Below are 21,416 nucleotides of genomic sequence, written 5' to 3'. Positions count from 1 at the left end.
ATATTCAAATTGCATGGCAGTTAAATTAGAAGCAAAGAATCTTTATAAAGTATTCGGCGAGAATCCCGAGCGTGCTTTTAAATATATTGATAAGGGCATCAGTAAAGAAGCGTTACTGGAAAAAACCGGACTCTCTTTAGGCGTTAAGAATGCCAGTCTGGCCATTGAAGAAGGCGAGATATTTGTCATCATGGGGCTTTCCGGTTCAGGAAAATCCACTATGGTTCGCCTTCTCAATCGTCTGATAGAGCCGACACGCGGCCAGGTAATCATTGACGGAGTCGATATTGCCAAAATATCTGACAGTGAGCTGCGTGAAGTACGACGGAATAAAATCAGTATGGTATTTCAGTCATTCGCCCTGATGCCGCATATGAATGTGCTGAATAACACCGCCTTTGGTATGGAATTAGCGGGCGTTCCACAGCAGGAGCGTCAGGAAAAAGCGCTGGAAGCGCTGCGTCAGGTCGGTCTGGAAAATTATGCGCATGCCTGGCCCGATGAATTATCTGGCGGTATGCGACAGCGCGTTGGATTAGCACGCGCGCTGGCGATTAATCCTGATATTTTATTAATGGACGAGGCTTTTTCCGCGCTCGATCCCTTAATTCGTACGGAAATGCAGGATGAGCTGGTAAAACTGCAGGCGAAACATCAGCGCACCATTATTTTTATTTCCCATGATCTTGATGAAGCGATGCGCATTGGCGATCGCATTGCCATTATGCAGGGCGGTGAAGTGGTGCAGGTCGGAACGCCGGATGAAATTTTAAATAATCCCGCTAATGACTATGTGCGCACCTTTTTCCGTGGCGTTGATATTAGCCATGTATTTAGCGCCAAAGATATTGCCCGTCGCGGCGCCAGCGCGCTGATCCGCAAATCTCCCGGCTTTGGTCCACGCTCGGCAATCAAGCTGCTGCAGGATGAAGATCGGGAATATGGCTACGTGCTGGAAAAACAAAAGTTTGTTGGCGTGGTTTCCACCGATTCGCTGAAGGCGGCGCTGGCGGCTGGAGCAGGCATTGACGCCGCGCTCCTTGCTGCGCCCGCCGCTGTGCCTGGCGATATGTCCCTGAATGAGCTGCTGTCGCATGTGGCGCAGGCGCCGTGCGCCGTGCCGATTATCGGCGACGAAGATCAGTATATCGGGGTTATTTCCAAAGGCACGCTGTTACAGGCATTAGATCGCGAGGGGAGCCAGCAATGAGTCAGCCAAACAACAATCCGTGGGAAAATGCATCATCACAGCCAGCGGCAACCGATACGGCCAGCGATCCCTGGGGCGGCACGCCTGCTGACAACGGCGCAGCCCAGCCCAGTAGCGGCGACGCCTGGGGTTCGCCTTCCGGAGCGGCTGAAGGCCACGACGCCGTTGTCAGCAACAGCGACTGGCTGAACAGCGCGCCCGCGCCGCAGGCGGAACACTTCAATATACTGGATCCTTTTCATCACACGCTGATCCCGCTTGATAGCTGGGTTACGCATGGGATCGACTGGATCGTCAGCCATTTCCGACCGCTGTTTCAGGGGATCCGCATTCCGGTAGATTATATCCTGAGCGCTTTTCAGCAACTGCTGCTGGGCATGCCTGCGCCGGTTGCAATCGTGCTGTTTGCGCTTATCGCCTGGCAGCTTTCCAGCGTCAGCATGGGCATCGCAACCCTGATTTCCCTGGTGTTGATTGGTGCTATCGGTGCCTGGTCGCAGGCGATGGTTACGCTGGCGTTGGTCTTAACCGCCCTGCTGTTCTGTATTGTTATTGGCCTGCCGCTGGGGATCTGGCTGGCGCGCAGCGAACGCGCCGGACGTATTATTCGCCCGCTGCTGGATGCCATGCAAACTACGCCCGCCTTCGTCTATCTGGTACCGATTGTGATGCTGTTTGGTATCGGCAATGTGCCGGGCGTGGTGGTGACCATTATCTTTGCCCTGCCGCCGATTGTACGTCTGACCGTTCTTGGCATTAAACAGGTACCGGCGGATCTGATCGAGGCGGCGGAGTCGTTTGGCGCGAACCCACGGCAAATGCTGTTTAAGGTTCAGCTGCCGCTGGCGATGCCAACCATCATGGCTGGCGTGAATCAGACGCTGATGCTGGCGCTGTCGATGGTGGTTATCGCTTCGATGATAGCGGTCGGCGGCCTGGGGCAGATGGTGTTACGCGGTATTGGCCGTCTTGATATGGGGCTGGCCACCGTAGGCGGCGTCGGTATTGTTATTCTCGCTATTATCCTCGATCGCCTGACGCAGTCCTTTGGCCGCAACAGCCGAAGCCGTGGCAACCAACGCTGGTACGCCACCGGTCCGCTGGGTTTACTGACCCGCCTGATCAAGTAACGCGCTGACGGCGTCGCTGTACGCCGTCACGTTACTGCCTGATAACAATTAATAAGGAATCACTATGCGCAAAATAGCCCTTCTGGCCACCGCTTTGACCTCGCTGGCTACCCTGCCGACTTTCGCTGCCGATTTACCGGGTAAAGGGATCACCGTTAAACCGATCCAAAGCACTATTTCTGAAGAGAGCTTTCAAACGCTGCTGGTTAGCCGCGCGCTGGAAAAGCTGGGTTACCGCGTTGAGAAGCCGAGCGAAGTAGATTACAACGTGGGTTATACCTCGATCGCATCCGGCGACGCCACCTTTACCGCCGTCAACTGGCAACCGCTGCATGATGATATGTATCGCGCCGCTGGCGGCGATAAGGTGTTTTATCGTCAGGGAACCTACGTTACCGGTGCCGCACAGGGCTACCTGATCGATAAGAAAACCGCCGAGAAGTATCATATTACCCGCATCGATCAGCTAAAAGATGAGAAGCTGGCGCGGCTGTTTGATACCAACGGTGACGGCAAAGCGGATATGACCGGCTGTGCGCCTGGCTGGGGTTGCGAGGCGGTGATCCTGCATCAGAACCAGGCCTTTGACCTGAGCAAGACCGTTGAGCCCAATATGGGAAATTATGCTGCGATGATGGCTGATACCCTCGCCCGCTATAAGCAAGGCAAACCGATCCTTTATTATACCTGGACCCCTTACTGGATCAGCGATGTTCTGGTACCGGGACGCGACGTAGTTTGGCTGCAGGTGCCCTTCTCTTCCATGCCGGGCGCGCAGAAAGAGGTGAACACCCAATTGCCGAACGGCGCTAACTACGGTTTCCCGGTTAACACCATGCATATTGTCGCCAATAAAGCCTGGGCCGTGAAAAACCCGGCGGCGGCGCGACTGTTTGCTGAGATGAAACTGCCGATTGCCGATATCAACGCACAAAACTCGCGTATGCATCAGGGGCAGTCTTCTGAACAGGCGATTAACGCGCATGTTGATGGCTGGATTAAAGCGCATCAGGCGCAGTTCGATCGCTGGATAGACAGTGCAAAAGCTGCAGCAAAATAAGAGCACATCAGGATACCGGTGCGATCCGCGAGCGTGATTGTTTCGGCTTCCGGCACTGGCCACTAGTCAGCGGTCTGACGGGCAACAAATGTTGCCCGTTTTTTATTTATCCTTTCATTTCATCGGTTAAAGGTTACGATAGCGCTGTTTAACGTAAACAAAACTGGTATGTCCTGTTAAACACAACCAACAATGAAATAGTTTTTTGGGTTACTATTAGCGACGACGATTTATCAACCATGCTTATTGCTTATGAATTCAACATCCCAGGGGCTTAGTCCAACGCTGGTGGCCCTGATGTCTATCGCCACGGGGCTGGCGGTGGCCAGTAACTATTACGCGCAGCCTCTGCTGGATACTATTGCCCGCAGCTTTAGTCTGTCGGTTAATCAGGCCGGTTTCATTATCACCACTGCTCAGCTCGGCTATGCCGCCGGTCTGTTGCTACTGGTGCCGCTTGGCGATCGACTGGAACGACGCGGACTGATTGTTGGCATGAGCCTGTTGGCGGCGGGCGGCATGGTGATTACCGCGCTCTCTGATAATCTCGGCATGATGCTGCTTGGTACTGCGCTGACCGGCCTGTTTTCGGTTGTTGCTCAGTTGCTGGTGCCACTGGCCGCCACGCTCGCCGCGCCGGAAAAGCGAGGCAAAGTGGTGGGTACCGTCATGAGCGGCCTGCTGCTGGGGATTCTGCTGGCACGTACCGTTGCCGGTGCGCTGGCACAACTGGGCGGCTGGCGCGCCGTATTCTGGGTCGCCAGCCTGCTCATGGTATTGATGGCGCTGGCGCTGTGGCGCGGGTTGCCACGCTATCGTCAAACGGTAGAGCTTAGCTATCCCCAGCTGCTTGGTTCTATTTTCCGTCTCTATGCTCAGTCACGCGTTATCCGCACGCGCGCCGTTATTGGTTGTCTCTCCTTCGCCAACTTCAGCGTGCTCTGGACCTCGATGGCCTTTTTACTTGCTGCTCCGCCCTATGGCTATTCGGAAGGCGAAATCGGCCTGCTGGGCCTGGCAGGCGCGGCGGGGGCGCTGGCTGCGCGTCAGGCTGGTTCACTGGCGGATCAGGGCAAAGCGCGCCTGACCACCACGCTGGGGCTGCTGATAATGCTGGGATCATGGGGCCTGACCGCCCTGGGCGCGCATTCACTGCTGGCCCTGATTGCCGGCATTATCCTGCTGGATCAGGCGGTACAGGGCGTTCATATCACTAACCAGAGCGTCATCTATCGGCGCATGCCCGAAGCGCGCAACCGGCTCACGGCTGGCTACATGACCAGTTATTTTATCGGCGGTGCCGCCGGTTCGCTTATCTCTGCCAGCGCTTATCATTTTGCTGGCTGGTACGGTGTCTGTATCGCCGGGTTGTTATTAACTTTGCTTAATCTGTTGAGCTGGTGGCAAGGCTACCGCTACGAAGATCACAATAATTAACCATTAAAGTGTAAAGAGCCATTTTTTTCAGTGCCGGCAGGCTATAAAGCCGTAACCCACTCTGGTATGGTTAGCGGTAAATTTATTCATGTTAGTTATTTTTTCGTAAGAAATTATTCAGCCCAGGGAAAGAATATCGCTGTCAGATGGCATTAAGCCTACGCAAAACTGGCGACTGACATGCGCTTGTTACATTAGCAACAAGCATGTTTAGTCGTTAAAAGCGGTGCGTTTAAGGTTTATTTTGCCCGGCTGGTTCGACAGATTCTGTACGATCTGCTGAACCAGCTATGCTGCCTAACCTTCGGCTTATGGAGTGAGCCGAAACTTTAGATGATGACGTTGCGATCGTATGAGCCATCGCTACTGGTAAAGATGTTCATGTCTGTTTCGTCATCACCACTACTCTACCAGTTGCAACTAATGAGGTTCCTTTAAGATGGAAAGTTCGTTTACTCCCATTGAACAGATGCTGAATATTCGTGCTACACGTCATAAAGATTTTCCGCTCCAGGAAATCGTACTGACGCGTCTGTGTATGCACATGCAGAGCAAGTTGCTGGATAATCGCAACAAGATGCTGAAAGCTCAGGGGATTAACGAGACACTGTTTATGGCATTGATTACGCTGGATGCGCAGGAAAACCAGAGCATTCAGCCTTCTGAACTGAGCGCCGCGCTGGGTTCTTCCCGTACCAATGCCACGCGCATCGCCGATGAGCTGGAAAAACGCGGCTGGATTGAACGCCGTGAAAGCGATAACGATCGCCGCTGCCTGCACCTGCATCTCACAGAAAAAGGCAACGCTTTCCTGCGTCAGGTTCTTCCTCCGCAGCATCAGAGCCTGCAATATCTGTGGTCCTCACTGAGCAGCAGTGAAAAAGCGCAGCTGGAAAGCCTGACGCGTAAGTTATTGAACCGTCTTGACCAGATGGATGAAGAGGAAGTTATTTCTTCCCTCTCCCACCAATAGCAATTCCTGCGACACAATCACTCTCAGAAACCGTTATTTTGATCCCCTTTTATCCATGCCAGCGCTAACGCTGGCATTTTAGGCTCGGGTCCCTGCACACATGGAAAGGCGCACCCCGAAATACGTGTATACGTGGAAAATGTGGAGAGAAGCATGAGTGCGAATGCGGAAACGCAACAACCGCAACAGCCAGCCAATAAAAAGAAAAAGCGTAAAGGCGCGTTGATTTTTCTGGCTGTTTTGTTTGTTCTGGTTGGCGTTGCTTATTTGATTTACTGGGCCCTGGTACTGCGCCATTTTGAAGAGACCGATGATGCCTATGTGGCAGGCAATCAGGTGCAGATCATGGCTCAGGTCGCTGGCAGCGTGAACAAAATTGGCTTTGATAACACCGACTTTGTAAAGAAAGGCGATGTGCTGGTAACGCTGGATAAAACCGATGCCGAACAGGCGTTTGAAAAAGCACAGACCGCTCTGGCCACCAGCGTGCGCCAAACGCATCAGCAGATGATCAACAGTAAACAGTATCAGGCAACTATCGAGCTGCAAAAAACCGCGCTGGCGCAGGCCGAAGCGGATCTAAAACGCCGCGAGCCGCTGGGTGCCTCTAACCTGATTGGTCGCGAAGAGCTGCAACATGCGCGCGATGCGGTCGCTACCGCAAAAGCGCAACTGGATGTGGCGGTACAGCAATATAATGCAAACCAGGCCGCGATTCTTAATACCTCGCTGGAAAACCAGCCGGCGGTGAAGCAGAACGCCGCTGCGCTGCGTGATGCCTGGCTGGCCTTACAACGCACCGAAATCCGAAGCCCTATCGATGGTTATGTCTCTCGCCGCAGCGTGCAGGTTGGCGCACAAATCTCCACCTCTACACCACTGATGGCCGTTGTGCCGGCTACCGGGATTTGGGTTGATGCCAACTTCAAAGAAACGCAGCTGGCAGGCGTGCGCATTGGTCAGCCTGCTACGGTGGTCAGCGATATTTATGGCGACGACGTGGTCTATCACGGCAAAGTGGTGGGCCTGGATATGGGCACCGGCAGCGCCTTCTCGCTGCTGCCTGCGCAGAACGCCACCGGTAACTGGATTAAAGTGGTTCAGCGTTTACCGGTACGCATTGAACTGGATGCCAAAGAAGTGGCCGAGCATCCGCTGCGCATTGGTCTTTCCACGCTGGTGAAAGTGGATACCTCCAGTAAAGAAGGCAGCATGCTGGCTTCCCAGGTGCGTCAGACGCCCGCTTATCAGAGCGATGCGCTGGCGATCGATCTGGCGCCGGTGAATCAGTTAATCAGCGAGATTATTCGCGCCAATGCGGGCGAATAATCCGGGAGGCAGTTATGGCGCAAAAGCCGCTTGAAGGCGCTCCGCTGGTTCTGATGACCATCGCGCTGTCGCTGGCGACCTTTATGCAGGTGCTGGATTCCACCATCGCCAACGTTGCCATTCCAACCATCGCCGGTAACCTCGGCGCGTCGAACTCCCAGGGAACCTGGGTTATTACTTCGTTTGGCGTGGCGAATGCGATCTCCATTCCGATTACCGGCTGGCTGGCGAAACGCATCGGCGAGGTAAAACTGTTTCTCTGGTCAACCGTGGCCTTTGCCGCCGCCTCCTTTCTGTGCGGAGTGGCGGATAGCCTGACGATGCTGATCCTGTTCCGCGTGCTTCAGGGGCTGGTTGCCGGCCCGCTGATCCCACTGTCGCAGAGTTTGCTGCTAAGCAACTATCCGCCCGCTAAGCGCAGTATCGCCCTGTCGTTGTGGGCAATGACAGTGGTGGTGGCGCCGATCTGCGGTCCCATCCTTGGCGGCTGGATCAGCGATAACTACCACTGGGGATGGATCTTCTTTATTAACGTGCCCATCGGCATTGTGGTCACGATCCTGACGCTGCAAACCCTGCGCCACCGTGAAACCAAAACTGAAATTCGGCCAATCGATACGGTGGGCCTGGTTTTGCTGGTGGTGGGTATCGGTGCGCTGCAAATCATGCTGGATCGCGGACGTGAACTGGACTGGTTTAGCTCTACTGAAATTATCGTGCTTACGGTAGTGGCGGTGGTGGCGCTGGCGGTACTGTTTGTCTGGGAGATGACTGACGATCATCCTGTGGTGGATCTGACGCTGTTTAAATCGCGTAACTTCACCATTGGCTGTTTGTCGATAAGCCTGGCCTATATGCTCTATTTTGGCTCTATCGTGCTGCTGCCGCAGCTGCTGCAGGAAGTGTATGGCTATACGGCAACCTGGGCCGGACTGGCGTCTGCGCCGGTGGGCATCTTCCCGGTGCTTCTGTCGCCGATTATCGGCCGCTTTGCCCATAAGATCGATATGCGCCGCCTGGTTGCCTTCAGCTTTATTATGTATGCCGTCTGTTTTTACTGGCGCGCCTACACTTTCGAGCCGGGAATGGATTTCGGCGCAGCTGCCTGGCCGCAGTTTATCCAGGGGCTGGCGGTAGCCTGCTTCTTTATGCCGCTGACCACCATTACGCTATCGGGACTGCCGCCGGAACGTCTGGCTGCCGCATCCAGCCTGTCGAACTTTTTGCGTACCCTGGCCGGTTCGATTGGTACGTCGATTACCACCACTATGTGGACCAATCGCGAATCGATGCATCACAGCTATCTCGCCGAGTCGGTTAATCCTTATAACCCTAATGCGCAGGAAACCTATCGCCAGCTGGAACAGCTGGGCATGACGCAGCAGCAGGCCTCTGGCTATATCGCTCAGCAGATCACTAATCAGGGGCTGATTATCTCTGCTAACGAGATATTCTGGGCCTCTGCCGGGATCTTCCTGATTCTGCTGGCGCTGATTTGGTTTGCCCGTCCGCCTTTCACCTCTGGCGGCGGTGGTGGCGGCGCGCACTGATATTCAGCCATAAAAAATGGGCTTAATGCTGGTGAGTTAAGATTAACAATGGTTCAAGGCTGCTATCTCACCTGAGATAGCAGCCTTTTTTATTGGAACGTGGAATGCGTTCGTCTGCTGCTTTGAGCGAGGAGCGAACCTGTTTTGGTCAGTTGGATAATTATCTGTCTTTAACTATCGCCATGACGAAACCATCCCATCCCTTTTCACCGACGGTCTGGATTGCTGTAGCTTCAAGTCGCTCGTCTTCTGAAATCATCTGAACAAATTCTCTCAGCCCCCGTACATTAGGATCCTCACTATCGGATTCAATCACACTACCGCCGCGTACTGAATTATCCCCGACGATAACCGTATTTTGTTGGGACAGTTTTATTGCCCATTCCAGATAGCGTGGATTATTCACTTTATCAGCATCGATAAAAATAAGGTCAAAGGGGGCTTTAAGCGTGGGTAAGACATCAAGTGCAGCACCGGTATAAAGCTCAACGCGCTCAGTTAATCCTGCATTGTTTATATTCTGGCGGGCAACCTCTGCATGATGCTTATTGAATTCAATGGTCGTTAGGCTTCCATGTTGGGGTAAAGCTTTGGCCATCCAAATCGTGCTGTAACCTCCAAGGGTTCCTATTTCAAGAACGCGGACAGCGCGTATCATTTGAATGAAGAGCGCCAGCATTTTTCCCTGTAAAGCAGACACATCGTGCGAAGGTAATCCTTGCTCTGCGTTATTAATAAGAGTGTATTTTAAATCTGCTCCTTCAGGGGCGAGCTTTTCAGCAAACCAGGTATCAACCTGTGCCCATTTATCAGAGTCCCGGGAAGGATAATCAGGGGTTCGCATACGAAATTTTTTCTCCTTTGGTGGCCTTATAAGGAGTATGGATGCTGTTTGTTACAGCCCATGGTACGTTAACTTTCATATGAGCGAAAAGCGGGCCTGGTCTGTCTGTTCAGGGCCGTAATGCGGCCCTCGGTTGTTTGTGTGGTTTGTTACATAACGTATTAAAGTGGAGGGTAAAGCTCCACCTGCCGCGAGTCAGTTTGTCGGCAAGTTTCATATATACTCGCCATGTGCTTTTTGTAAAATTTTAAGGATGAAGGGTGAGAACGTTATGAAAGTAAGCGAGGCAGATCTATTGAAGTCGGGTTTTAGCAACGCTGATCTTCTAAAAATTAAAACCAATACCCAGAGTTATGGTGGCTCACTAGCTGAAGCCATACAAGATCTGGCTAACCGCTTCATTCTAGCCAGTAGCGTTGTATTGTGCTGTTTAGCCATTTGGGGTTTGCTTATTATTTTCGGCTCAGATGAAAGCGTATTTGCAGGCTCAATAGGTCTACTTTGTGGTATTGCGGTTGTCGTATTCATACAACCGCCTATACTCGCCTACAAATCATGGCGCTATCGCAGATTAATAACTAATTCTGAACTGAGTCAGTAACTGACATAAGGTCAAATATGACCTTAGCGTTAACATCGTAACCCACAATTTTCATTGTGAGCTTTGGATGGCTCATAGTACTTATTTTCCGGTAATAATCGGCGTGCAGGTATCGAAGTAAACGCCAGTGTGTAAATCTTCTTCGCCGGCACAGGGCTGCTGTTACAGCCCTAATACATTCAGAGCTCAATTGACTCAAATATTCACGCAGGCATAACTACGGCCATTGATAATTCTCATAACAGCCGCACCGCTGCAAATTCTGACGCCGTGGTTGAGGCCCGGCTTGATACAGGTATTCAGAATGCGTAAGTATTCGAAACGGAACTGAAACGCTATTGTCCTAACTGGGTCGTATAGTTACTTTCCACCCAGCGATAACCGCTACCCTCACGTTTTACGTGACCAAGTCCCGGAAACGAAATATGTGCGGCAGCTACCCAATAACCCTGTTCCGCAGCCTGTTTGAGTATCCGTTCCCGCGTTTTAATTGCCTGCTGGCGGTTTACGTCAAAATGGATTGCAACGTGCGGATCTGACATCTGTACCGCCCTGGCGTGGATAATATCTCCCCATAACACCAGTGTCTGACCTTCACTTTCCACACGATACAGCACACTTCCTGGTGTATGACCAGCAGCGGGCTCAGCACGTATTCCGTTTACCAGTGTTGCAGGTGCCAGAAATGTTTTTAACCGGCCGGCATTGATAACCGGGCGAAGGGTTCGTTCACTTTCAGCAAAAGTGTGTGCCTCCCCCGCCTCTACCTGATTTACGTTAGAGGGGTTAAGCCAGAAGTCTACATCTCGTTTATCCACATACACGTCAGCATTTGGAAACGCGAGCTTGCCCGAGCGTGACACGCCAGCGGAGTGATCTGCGTGAATATGAGTAAGCAAGACGGCATCTATTGATTCAGATGGATAACCTGCTGCTGCAAGGTTTGCCAACAGATGCCCTCCCCTGTTTCCGAACAGCTCTCCTGCACCTGTATCCACTAAAATGCGCTTTTTGCCATCGTCTATTACATAGGCATTAATCGACGTCTCTGCTTGCGGCGTCATTGCATCTCTGGCCATCGCCTGACGTAATTTTTCTGGTGAAATGTTAGTCAGCAATGTATTCAACGGTATCGTCACCGTGCCGTCAGATACGGCGGTAATGCGCAGTTTTCCCAGTTTCATGCGATAGTAACCGGGAGCCTGTTCATTCAGTGCACTGGTCTGTTCGGCAGCCAGGAGCTGGCTGGAAAAGATAAGTGTCGCGATCAGTGTCAGTATAATTTTCATTAAAGTCCCCACTAAAATGTCATTTGAAGGTGATCGGCAGTATCCTCAGCAAACCACTATCATTCAAATTGATTAATATAATGTTCACTATCAGAGAAAATGATTTTCATCGTATCGATCTAAATTTGCTGACGGTGCTGTTCGTACTGCAGCGGGAAGGCAGCGTGTCACGTACAGCTGAAAAACTGCATCTCGGGCAGCCAGCGGTCAGTAATGCGCTGGCCAGATTGCGTGAAATGTTTGACGATCCTCTGTTTGTTCGCACCGCAGGAGGGATGATCCCCACGCCGCGTGCCGAAGCGCTTATTGCTGCACTCGGACCATTAATGGAACAGATGCAGCATATTCTGTTTCAACCCCCCTCATTTACGCCTGCGAATGCAACCCATGTTTTTCGTCTTGGTATGAGCGACTGGGTTGAGCGTTGGCTGATGCCAGAATTGCAGGCATGTGTAATACGTGAGGCGCCGGGAATAACTCTGCAGGTGAAGGCCAGCGATCCTTTCCGTGACAGTGAGCACGTTCTCCAAAGGGAGATAGATCTGGCTATTTCGGTTGGTCAGAGCGCTGCCGCCACGTTAAGGCGTGAAAATATCCGCTCACTCAACTTTTGTACGCTCTGGCACCCTGAACAGCTTTCGCTGGAAGCGCCGCTGACAGTGGGAAATTATGTAGAACATGATCACGTACTGGTTTCGTATCGCGGATCAACGTGGAGCGCTGTGGATGAGCAATTAGCATTGCAGGGAAAATCACGCAGGGTTCGTTACGTTACGCCGCACTTTTCCTCTTTACCCCCTCTTTTGAAACGCATACCCGCGTTGGCGACCGTGCCCTCTGGGCTGGCTGCCGATTGGGTTTCTCATTACGGATTACGTTGTAGCCCCGTTCCGGTAGAGACGCCGGAGATTACGCTCTCGCTGCTGTGGCATAAATGTTCCGATAACGATATGCCACTGAAGTGGCTGCGGACTGTATTAGAGCGAGTAATAAAAGCGCTACCTTTCGGGCCTGAGTGACGGCACAGGCAACGGTTTTAAGCATCACGGTGCCAGGCCTGGCAAGAAAGCGGTTGATGATTTAGGGTAAAAGCCGCTTAGAGAAACGGGAAGATTACGAAACAGAGCGTACCAGTGAACAACGTCTATCCTAAAAAAATGTATAAAAAAAATCCGGAAACAGAAATGTCTCCGGATTCATATACAGCCCCGGGATCGTTCAACCGATCCTTAACTGCCTGGCATTACGGGCCTAATGTCCGTTTTTTTGATTACCTGCCCGCGTGCGGCTTAGTGGTTCTGACGCCACCACTCCGCCAGCAGAATGCCGGTCGCAACCGACACGTTCAGGCTTTCTACTTTGCCGGTACCGTCAATCGACACGCTCAGATCACCCTGCTGCAGCGCAGACTCAGTCAGGCCATCGCTCTCCTGCCCCAGCACCAGCACCATTTTCGCCGGCAGTTTTGCCTGCGTTAACGGCGTGCTGCCTTTGTGGCTGGAGGTGGTGACAATGGTGTAACCCGCATTGCGGAATGCTTCCAGACCCGCAACAAAGCTCTTCGCGCTCAATGCCTGTACATGCTCGGCGCCGCCTTCAGCGGTACGTACCGCCGCGCCCGACTCCAGCACTGCCGCATCATCCACCAGCAAACCCTTCACGCCAAAATGCGCGCTGCTGCGCATAATGCCGCCGATATTGTGCGGGTTGCCGACATTTTCCAGCGCCAGAACGCAATCCTGCTCACGATCCGTTGCCAGCCAGTCGCTGACCGGTGTGCCAACGCGTTTTTTAATCAGGAAGCAGACGCCACCATGATGCTCAGTCCCGGAGGCTTTCTCCAGTTCGGCTTCATCCACTACATGATAGGCTTTGCGGTTAGCTGCCAGCCAACGCAGCGCCTCGCGGAAACGCGGCGTAACGCTCTGAACGAACCAGGCACGCACGATGCATTCCGGACGGCTCAGAAACAGCGCCTGACAGGCGTTTTCACCGTAGACGCGGGTCTCTTCCAGACGCTGACGACGCAGCTGACCCGGATCGATAAAACTTTTGCCGCTGATGCCGCCATGATCGGGTTTAGCCTCTTCATTCGGCGCGCGAGAAACGGTGCGCCACGGCGACTCGCCACGCGGCAGCTCATCACGATCGCGCTCGCGGTCGCCACGGAACTTACCGTCGCGTCCGCCGCGTGCCGGGCTTTCAGACTGACGCGATGGACGACGGCTTCCTTCCTGACGGTCAGCGCCGGGCCTGCTGCCTTTGCCCGTACGGGGATTTTGTCCGCGTTTATCATTGTTATCATCACCGCGAACATACATCACTTTGACTTTGCCGCTTTTACCTTTGAATTCGTCGTTCATCTGTTCCTCCACCTGCTGAGCGCGAAGCGCGAAGATTACCTGAAGCACAGGTTGTATGCCATCAACTTCCGCTAAAAGTCGCCAACTATTATATTCATTGACTATTCCATGTTGTTGCCCGATAGCAGCCGACTGATAATTAAGCTTACGCATAAAATTAGCAGTTTAATGCGTTGTTAACGATTAAACCCTGAGGTGATAAATGAATACGGTATGTGCATCCTGTCAGGCAACGAACCGCGTTCCGGAAGAGCGCATTGCCGATGGGGCCAGGTGTGGTCGCTGCGGTAACGAGCTGTTTGATGGTGAAGTCATCAATGCCACCGCCAACACGCTGGATAAATATCTGCAGGACGACCTGCCGGTAGTGGTTGATTTCTGGGCGCCGTGGTGCGGTCCCTGCGTTAACTTCGCCCCCATTTATGAAGATGTGGCCAGCGAACGCAGCGGTAAGGTGCGCTTTTTAAAAGTAAATACCGAAGCTGAGCCCGCGCTCAGCGCTCGTTTCCGCATTCGCAGCATTCCTACCATTATGCTGTTCAAGCAGGGCGAACTGGCCGACACGCTGAACGGCGCGATGCCGAAAGCGCCATTTAATGAGTGGCTGGACGAAGCGCTGTAATAATAGCGGCTGGCCCTGTCAGCCGCGCTACGCTTCCTGCCCACTTCCCGCTACAATGGCGTTTTTGCCAGTTCAATGTAATGACCCATAACGCCGTTTTACGCCTGCGCGCCGAGCGCCTGGCGCGCGCTACCCGTCCTTTTCTCGCTCGTGGCAATCGTGTTCAACGCTGCCAGGGCTGCCTGTTGCCGCAAAAGCTCTGTCTGTGCAGTGAAATTGTCGTGCAGTCCGCACGCAGCCGTTTCTGCCTGGTCATGTTTGATACCGAACCCATGAAGCCAAGCAATACCGGACGTCTGATTGCCGATATTCTTCCTGATACACAGGCTTTCGGCTGGTCACGCACTGAACCTGATCCGGCATTGCTGGCTGCTGTAGCAAATAGTGACTATCAGCCGATGGTGGTGTTTCCCGAATCCTATGCCGATAGCGATCGCCTGGTGTTAAATAGTCCGCCGTTAAGCGGCAAGCCGCCGCTGTTTATTATGCTGGACGGCACCTGGACCGAGGCGCGGAAAATGTTTCGCAAAAGCCCCTGGCTGGATGCCTTGCCGGTGATGTCGTTACGCCTGACTACGCCTTCCGGCTATACGCTGCGTGAGGCCCACGGTGCGGGACAACACTGTACCGCCGAGGTGGCAGCTGAACTGCTGCGCCAGGCAGGCGATGAAGCTGCCGCTCAGGCGCTCAGTGCCCACTTTACGCTGTTTCGCCAGCGCTATCTGGCAGGAAAACCTCATCATCCGGTTCATCTCACGGCAGATGAAACAGAAAGCGTTTAGACTCAGCTTAACTATCGCCTGAGGGACAGGAAATGAGTCAACGTGGACTGGAAGCGCTGTTACGCCCTAAATCTATTGCCGTTATTGGTGCCTCAATAAAACCCGGGCGGGCAGGTTATCTGATGATGCGTAACCTGCTGGCCGGCGGTTTTAGCGGCCCGGTTCTGCCCGTTACGCCGAAATATAAGGCAGTATCGGGTGTGCTCGCCTGGCCAGATGTTGCCAGTTTGCCCTTTGCGCCTGAGCTGGCGGTGATCTGTACCAATGCCAGCCGTAATCTTGCCCTGCTACAGCAGCTGGGTGAAAAAGGCTGCAAAGCCTGTATTATTCTTTCCGCCCCGGAAAGCCAGCAGCCGGAACTGAAAGCCTGCGCCAGCCGCTGGCAAATTCGTCTGCTTGGCCCCAACAGTCTTGGCCTGCTTGCCCCGTGGCAGGGACTGAATGCCAGTTTCTCCCCGGTTCCCATCTTAAAAGGCAAGCTGGCCTTTGTTTCCCAGTCGGCGGCCGTTTCCAATACCATTCTTGACTGGGCGCAGCAGCGTCAGCTCGGCTTCTCCTGGTTTATCGCCCTGGGGGATAGCCTGGATACTGATATTGACGATCTGCTCGACTTCCTGGCGCGTGACGGCAAAACCAGCGCAATTCTGCTTTATCTGGAGCATCTCAGCGATGCGCGCCGGTTTGTTTCCGCCGCCCGTAGCGCCTCGCGCAATAAACCCATTCTGGTGATTAAAAGTGGTCGTAGCCCGCAGGCGCAGGCGTTACTGAAAACGCATGCCGGGCTGGATGCCGCCTGGGACGCGGCTATTCAGCGAGCGGGTCTGCTACGGGTGCAGGATACGCATGAGCTGTTCTCAGCGGTGGAAACCTTAAGTCATATGCGTCCGCTACGCGGCGAGCGGTTAATGATCGTGAGCAATGGTGCGGCACCCGCTGCGCTGGCGTTGGATGCGTTACAGCTGCGTAGCGGCAAACTGGCCCAGCTTGATAACGCGACGCAGGCAACGCTACGCGCTCAGCTTCCTGTGGAAATCGTCCCGGATAATCCGCTCGATTTGAAAGATGATGCCACGCCGGAACGCTATCTGCAGGCGGTTGCCGCCCTGCTTGACTGTCATGAGCTGGATGCGCTGATGATTATTCATGCTCCCAGCGCTGTCGCGCCCGCTACCGAAACCGCACTTCGGCTGATAGAGCTGATTAAACAGCACCCGCGCGGCAAAAGCCTGACGCTGTTGACCAACTGGTGCGGCGAATACTCTTCACTGGAAGCGCGTCGGGCGTTCAGCGATGCGGCAATCCCCACCTATCGTACGCCCGAGGGTACGGTAACCGCCTTTATGCATATGGTGGAGTACCGTCGTAACCAAAAGCAGCTGCGGGAAACGCCCGCCCTGCCGGCAACGTTGAAACAGGATACGGCTTACGCTCACCAGCTGATTCAGCAGGCGTTAGACGAAGGGGCCACGCAGCTGGATACCCATGAGGTGCAGGCTATTATGCAGGCTTATGGCCTGACTACGCTGCCGACCTGGATCGCTGGCGACAGCGCTGAAGCCGTGCATATTGCCGGTCAAATCGGTTATCCCGTCGCGCTGAAGCTGCGGTCGCCGGATATCCCCCATAAATCTGATGTTCAGGGCGTTATGCTTTATCTGCGCACTCCAGGTGAGGTTCAGCAGGCGGCCAATGCCATTATCGATCGGGTGAAGCTGGCCTGGCCGCAGGCAAGGATCCATGGGTTGCTGGTACAGAGCATGGCAAATCGCGCCGGAGCTCAGGAGCTGCGGATCGTGGTTGAACAGGATCCGCTGTTCGGCCCGGTGATTATGCTGGGCGAAGGGGGCGTAGAGTGGCAGGCGGATCGGCACGCCTCTGTGGCGCTGCCGCCGCTTAATATGACCCTGGCGCGTTATCTGGTTATTCAGGCGATTAAGAGGGGTAAGATTCGCGGTCGCAGCGCACTGCGACCGCTGGATATCGCGGCGTTAAGCCAGGTACTGGTACAGGTTTCTAACCTGATCGTAGATTGCCCGGAGATCCAGCGGCTTGATATACATCCTCTCCTGGCCGCTGGTGATGAGTTTACCCTGCTGGATGTCACCCTGACGCTGGCCAGATTTAATGGCGTCAATGAATCGCGGCTCGCTATTCGCCCTTATCCGCATACCCTGGAGGAGTGGATCACTATGAAAAACGGTGAACGTTGTCTGCTCCGCCCCATCCTGCCGGAAGATGAGCCGTTATTGCAGCGCTTTATTGCTCAGGTAACCAAAGAAGATCTCTACTATCGCTACTTTAGCGAGATCAATGAGTTTACCCATGAGGATTTAGCCAATATGACGCAAATCGACTACGATCGAGAAATGGCTTTTGTTGCCGTGCGTGAACAGCAGGGTGAGAAGGCAATTATCGGCGTTACCCGGGCCATTTCTGATGCGGACAATATCGATGCGGAGTTTTCTATCCTGGTACGCTCGGATTTAAAAGGCTTGGGGCTTGGCAGACGCCTGCTGGAAAAAATGCTGGCTTATACCCGTAGTCATGGCCTGTTGCAGTTAAATGGTATTACCATGCCCAATAACCAGGGCATGATTACCCTGGCGAAAAAGCTGGGATTCAGCGTAGATGTGCAGCTGGAGGATGGTATCGTTAGTCTGCATCTGCCTCTTACTCACGCTGGCGAGCAACATTAACTCGTGAAGATCGCCCTTTGCGCCGTGTTAATGTTAATATTGTCGGTTAGAACCATGATGTTATGGCAGAAGACCACTCAATGAATAGAGAAGAAGCGCACTGTGATGTTGTCCAAATTTAAGCGCAATAAACACCAACAACACCTTGCACAGCTGCCCAAACTGTCTCAGTCAGTTGCTGATGTAACCACGCTTTACTCGCCATCCGAGTTCCGCGCTACGCTGCTGGAAAAAATCGCCAGTGCAACGAAACGCATCTGCATTGTCGCGCTCTATCTGGAAAACGATGATGCCGGACGCGCCGTTCTGTCCGCGCTTTACGCTGCCAGACGCGCGCGCCCGGAACTGGATATCAGTGTCCTGGTTGACTGGCATCGGGCACAGCGTGGCCGTATCGGTGATGCTAAAGGCGTGACGAACGCCGACTGGTATTGCGATATGGCCAGCCAGCATCCGGATATTGCTATTCCGGTATACGGGATCCCGGTTAATACCCGGGAAGCGTTGGGCGTGCTGCATCTGAAAGGCTTTATCATTGACGATACGCTGCTCTACAGCGGTGCCAGTATCAATGACGTCTATCTGCACCAACATGACAAATATCGCTACGATCGCTATCAGCTGATTCGTAATCCGCAGTTAGCCAATACTATGTTTGAATGGATCGATCGCAACCTGAAAAATGCGGTCGCGGTCCATCGGCTCGATCGTCATGAGCGGCCCAAAAGCCCGGAAATCAAAAATGAAACCCGCCAGTTCCGCCAGGATCTGCGCGGTTTTGATTACATTTTTACCCCGAATGCCGGTAACGAAGAGCTGGCGGTAACGCCGCTGGTTGGGCTGGGAAAGCGTAGCCTGCTGAATAAAACCATCTATCATTTGATGCCCTGTACGGAACATAAGCTGACGCTCTGTACGCCTTATTTCAATCTGCCGGCGATTCTGGTGCGCAATATTATCTGGCTGTTGCGTCAGGGGAAAGAAGTGGAAATTATCGTTGGCGATAAAACGGCAAATGATTTTTATATTCCCGAAGATCAACCGTTTAAAATTATCGGCGCGCTGCCCTATTTGTATGAGATTAATCTGCGACGTTTCCTGAGCAGGCTGCAATACTACGTGAGTAATGGTCAGCTGACCGTGCGCCTGTGGAAAGATGGTGAAAACAGCTATCACCTCAAGGGAATGTGGGTGGACGAGGAGTGGATGCTGATTACCGGCAACAACCTTAACCCGCGCGCCTGGCGCCTGGATCTGGAAAATGCGGTGTTGATCCATGATCCTCTACAGCAGCTGGCGGAGCAGCGCGAGCGTGAGCTGTCGCTAATTCGCCAGCATACCAGCGTGGTCAAACATTTTCGCGATCTCGACAGTATTGCCGACTATCCGGTAAAGGTACGCAAGCTAATCAGACGGCTGCGCCGAATCAGAATTGACCGACTGATAAGCCGCATTCTGTAAACCACAGGATGTGATATCCCGCCTTAATGTCTCTTTCTGATTCAGGAGCGGCGATGAGAATAGCAATGATCTTAATATGCTTATGCTGTACGGGATGTAGCCACATGGCGCAGGATCGCTGGACCGGTCAGGATAAAGTCCAGCATTTTATTGGTTCTGCGCTGCTCTCTGCCGCTGGCAACGAATATGGGCAGCAGCAAAACTGGTCGCAGCATCACAGCAACAGTTTCGGATTGATGTTTGCCTTTAGTCTTGGCGCAGCCAAAGAATTTTATGACAGCCGCCCGGAAGGAAGCGGCTGGAGCTGGAAGGACCTGAGCTGGGATATTGCCGGCGCAGCGGCCGGCTTTGCGCTGTGGAATACGGGTCAGTAATTTAGAATTTCATGCCCTGCCCTTTACGGTGTAGCATCAGCGATACCAGCAACGCCAGCGCGCCCATCACCGAAACATACCAAAAAAACCAGGTCTCGTTTCCCGCAGCCTTGAGCGACAGCGCGACATATTCCGCCGAGCCGCCAAAAATAGCATTCGCCACCGCATATGAAAGACCAACGCCCAGCGCGCGTACTTCCGGTGGAAACATCTCGGCTTTAACTATGCCACTGATAGAGGTATAAAAGCTGGTAATCAGAAGCGCCAGCATAACCAATATAAATATCAGCCAGCTGCTTTTGCTATTCTGAAGCAGCGTCAGGATCGGCACCGTGCACAGCGTCGCACCGGCACCAAACATCAACATGGAGTTACGACGCCCGATTCGGTCGGATAACGCGCCCATCAGCGGCTGAATAAGCATAAAAATAAACAGCGCAAGGGTCATCAATGCACTGGCGCTTTTGGCATCCATACCGGCGGTATTGACCAAATATTTTTGCATATAGGTGGTGAAGGTATAGAAACTCAGGGATCCGCCAGCGGTAAAACCCAGCACCATTAAAAAAGCGCGCCGATGTTTCCATAAACCTCGTAGCCGACCGGCATCCTGATGCTGTCGTGTTTTATCGCTGGTTGTTTCGTTTAGCGAACGCCGCAGAAAGAGCGCAACGATCGCCAGCACCGCCCCCAGCGCAAAAGGAATACGCCATCCCCAGCTACGCAGCGCTTCCGGTTCCAGCACATGCTGTAATACCACCACGGTAAGCAGTGCCAGCAGTTGGCCACCGATCAGGGTAACATACTGAAAGGATGCGTAATAACCTTTGCGCCCTTCTATCGCGACCTCGCTCATATAGGTCGCGCTGGTGCCATATTCTCCGCCTACCGATAATCCCTGAAACAGACGTGCCAGCAGCAGCAGTATCGGCGCCCAGACTCCTAAGGTGGCGTAGCCAGGTAAACAGGCGATAACCAGGGAGCCGAAACACATCATGCAGACAGAGATCAGCATGGAGGTTTTACGTCCATGACGATCGCCAATCCAGCCAAAAAGCCATCCACCAATCGGACGCATTAAAAAACCCGCAGCGAAAACGCCGGCAGTTTGTACCAGTTGCGTGGTAGGGTTTCCCGTTGGGAAAAAAATATGCGCGAAATAGAGGGAGCAAAAAGAGTAAACGTAGAAATCAAACCATTCGACAAGATTGCCTGACGATGCACCGATGATTGCGCGAATACGGGCTTTGTGGGATCCCGCTGCCAGCTCTTCGGTTTGCTTACTGGTGGTTATAACATCAGCCATATTGTGCCTCACTGTGATTCCTTGCTGCCTAAAAGGCTAAAAAAACAGTAAAGCATTAAAAGGCGATGTTAATAAAATGTTTTGTTTTCAAGGATCGGTTTTGTGAAGTAGCAGATATTATTGCTTCCCGGCAGGCTGAAATAGTAAAGGAAACGGATAGTTTTCGGAACTATAGTGATGAAAAGCAGCGTAAAGTCGCAGAGTGGCGGTAAACTGCAGATACGAAAAAGCCTCAGCTTTCGCTGAGGCTCTGTCGCTGTTTTGATGCCTGGCAGTTCCCTACTCTCGCATGGGGAGGCCCCACACTACCATCGGCGCTGCGGCGTTTCACTTCTGAGTTCGGCATGGGGTCAGGTGGGACCACCGCGCTCTCGCCGCCAGGCAAATTC

General features: G+C 53.2%; 18 protein-coding genes and 1 rRNA gene. 14 read left to right on the top strand and 5 right to left on the bottom strand.

Features of this window, described 5'->3' with window-relative positions:
* The first annotated feature begins 13 nt into the window (after positions 1 to 13).
* The 7 genes from proV to emrB all read left to right on the top strand — a co-directional run bounded on the left by proV (position 14) and on the right by emrB (position 8,689).
* Entirely contained in the window at positions 14 to 1,210 is a 1,197-nt protein-coding gene (gene proV, locus ACQE3Z_RS00095; RefSeq protein ID WP_250650693.1) for a glycine betaine/L-proline ABC transporter ATP-binding protein ProV, read from the top strand.
* Entirely contained in the window at positions 1,207 to 2,340 is a 1,134-nt protein-coding gene (gene proW / locus ACQE3Z_RS00090; RefSeq protein WP_426971521.1) for a glycine betaine/L-proline ABC transporter permease ProW, read from the top strand. Before proV ends, proW begins: the two co-directional genes overlap by 4 nt.
* 64 nt (positions 2,341 to 2,404) lie before the next feature.
* Positions 2,405 to 3,400, top strand: coding sequence for a glycine betaine/L-proline ABC transporter substrate-binding protein ProX (gene proX / locus ACQE3Z_RS00085; protein WP_426971520.1), 996 nt, complete (start codon positions 2,405 to 2,407; stop codon positions 3,398 to 3,400).
* Between the two features lie 252 nt (positions 3,401 to 3,652).
* The gene (locus ACQE3Z_RS00080) at positions 3,653 to 4,837 is read left to right on the top strand and encodes an MFS transporter (RefSeq protein WP_426971519.1); all 1,185 of its coding nucleotides are present in this window, start codon (positions 3,653 to 3,655) and stop codon (positions 4,835 to 4,837) included.
* A gap of 439 nt (positions 4,838 to 5,276) precedes the next feature.
* On the top strand, positions 5,277 to 5,810 hold the full coding sequence (mprA, locus tag ACQE3Z_RS00075) for a transcriptional repressor MprA (protein ID WP_249892038.1): 534 nt from the start codon (positions 5,277 to 5,279) through the stop codon (positions 5,808 to 5,810).
* 153 nt (positions 5,811 to 5,963) lie between these two features.
* A complete protein-coding gene (gene emrA / locus ACQE3Z_RS00070; RefSeq protein WP_426971517.1) occupies positions 5,964 to 7,139 on the top strand; it encodes a multidrug efflux MFS transporter periplasmic adaptor subunit EmrA in 1,176 nt (391 codons plus the stop codon).
* Positions 7,140 to 7,153: 14 nt separating this feature from the next.
* The gene (gene emrB, locus ACQE3Z_RS00065; protein ID WP_426971515.1) at positions 7,154 to 8,689 is read left to right on the top strand and encodes a multidrug efflux MFS transporter permease subunit EmrB; all 1,536 of its coding nucleotides are present in this window, start codon (positions 7,154 to 7,156) and stop codon (positions 8,687 to 8,689) included.
* Between the two features lie 160 nt (positions 8,690 to 8,849).
* Here the strand turns inward: emrB and ACQE3Z_RS00060 are convergent, their stop codons facing one another.
* On the bottom strand, positions 8,850 to 9,533 hold the full coding sequence (locus ACQE3Z_RS00060; RefSeq protein ID WP_426971514.1) for an O-methyltransferase: 684 nt from the start codon (positions 9,531 to 9,533) through the stop codon (positions 8,850 to 8,852).
* 271 nt (positions 9,534 to 9,804) lie between these two features.
* Here ACQE3Z_RS00060 and ACQE3Z_RS00055 point away from each other — a divergent pair, with 271 nt between their 5' ends.
* Complete coding sequence (locus tag ACQE3Z_RS00055; RefSeq protein WP_426971513.1) at positions 9,805 to 10,134, top strand: hypothetical protein; 330 nt, start codon at positions 9,805 to 9,807, stop codon at positions 10,132 to 10,134.
* 335 nt (positions 10,135 to 10,469) lie between these two features.
* Here ACQE3Z_RS00055 and ACQE3Z_RS00050 read toward each other — a convergent pair whose 3' ends face one another.
* Entirely contained in the window at positions 10,470 to 11,423 is a 954-nt protein-coding gene (locus ACQE3Z_RS00050) for an MBL fold metallo-hydrolase (protein ID WP_426971512.1), read from the bottom strand.
* An 80-nt stretch (positions 11,424 to 11,503) separates the two neighbouring features.
* Here ACQE3Z_RS00050 and ACQE3Z_RS00045 point away from each other — a divergent pair, with 80 nt between their 5' ends.
* Entirely contained in the window at positions 11,504 to 12,442 is a 939-nt protein-coding gene (locus tag ACQE3Z_RS00045; protein ID WP_426971511.1) for a LysR family transcriptional regulator, read from the top strand.
* Between the two features lie 270 nt (positions 12,443 to 12,712).
* Here the strand turns inward: ACQE3Z_RS00045 and ACQE3Z_RS00040 are convergent, their stop codons facing one another.
* Positions 12,713 to 13,786 (bottom strand): tRNA/rRNA methyltransferase, encoded by a 1,074-nt coding sequence (locus ACQE3Z_RS00040; protein WP_250650707.1) that lies wholly within the window; start codon positions 13,784 to 13,786, stop codon positions 12,713 to 12,715.
* A 202-nt stretch (positions 13,787 to 13,988) separates the two neighbouring features.
* Between ACQE3Z_RS00040 and trxC the strand changes: the two genes are divergently transcribed.
* The 5 genes from trxC (at position 13,989) to ACQE3Z_RS00015 (ending at position 19,721) form a co-directional block, all read left to right on the top strand.
* The gene (gene trxC / locus ACQE3Z_RS00035) at positions 13,989 to 14,408 is read left to right on the top strand and encodes a thioredoxin TrxC (RefSeq protein WP_426971509.1); all 420 of its coding nucleotides are present in this window, start codon (positions 13,989 to 13,991) and stop codon (positions 14,406 to 14,408) included.
* Positions 14,409 to 14,488: 80 nt separating this feature from the next.
* The gene (locus ACQE3Z_RS00030; protein ID WP_426971507.1) at positions 14,489 to 15,190 is read left to right on the top strand and encodes a tRNA-uridine aminocarboxypropyltransferase; all 702 of its coding nucleotides are present in this window, start codon (positions 14,489 to 14,491) and stop codon (positions 15,188 to 15,190) included.
* A 32-nt stretch (positions 15,191 to 15,222) separates the two neighbouring features.
* Positions 15,223 to 17,886 carry a bifunctional acetate--CoA ligase family protein/GNAT family N-acetyltransferase gene (locus ACQE3Z_RS00025; protein WP_426971506.1) on the top strand — a complete coding sequence of 888 codons (2,664 nt, stop codon included), beginning with the start codon at positions 15,223 to 15,225 and terminating at the stop codon, positions 17,884 to 17,886.
* A 105-nt stretch (positions 17,887 to 17,991) separates the two neighbouring features.
* A complete protein-coding gene (pssA, locus tag ACQE3Z_RS00020) occupies positions 17,992 to 19,347 on the top strand; it encodes a CDP-diacylglycerol--serine O-phosphatidyltransferase (RefSeq protein ID WP_426971505.1) in 1,356 nt (451 codons plus the stop codon).
* Between the two features lie 53 nt (positions 19,348 to 19,400).
* The gene (locus tag ACQE3Z_RS00015; protein WP_426971504.1) at positions 19,401 to 19,721 is read left to right on the top strand and encodes a YfiM family lipoprotein; all 321 of its coding nucleotides are present in this window, start codon (positions 19,401 to 19,403) and stop codon (positions 19,719 to 19,721) included.
* 1 nt (position 19,722) lies between these two features.
* Here ACQE3Z_RS00015 and ACQE3Z_RS00010 read toward each other — a convergent pair whose 3' ends face one another.
* Positions 19,723 to 21,027, bottom strand: coding sequence for an MFS family transporter (locus ACQE3Z_RS00010; RefSeq protein ID WP_426971503.1), 1,305 nt, complete (start codon positions 21,025 to 21,027; stop codon positions 19,723 to 19,725).
* 266 nt (positions 21,028 to 21,293) lie between these two features.
* Positions 21,294 to 21,409 (bottom strand): 5S ribosomal RNA (gene rrf / locus ACQE3Z_RS00005).
* Positions 21,410 to 21,416: the final 7 nt, after the last annotated feature.

The sequence above is a fragment of the Pantoea sp. FN0307 genome (assembly GCF_050113815.1).
Lineage (GTDB): Bacteria > Pseudomonadota > Gammaproteobacteria > Enterobacterales > Enterobacteriaceae > Mixta > Mixta alhagi.
Note: the sequence above shows the minus strand (reverse complement) of the source record. Positions and strands in the feature narration are given on the sequence as shown.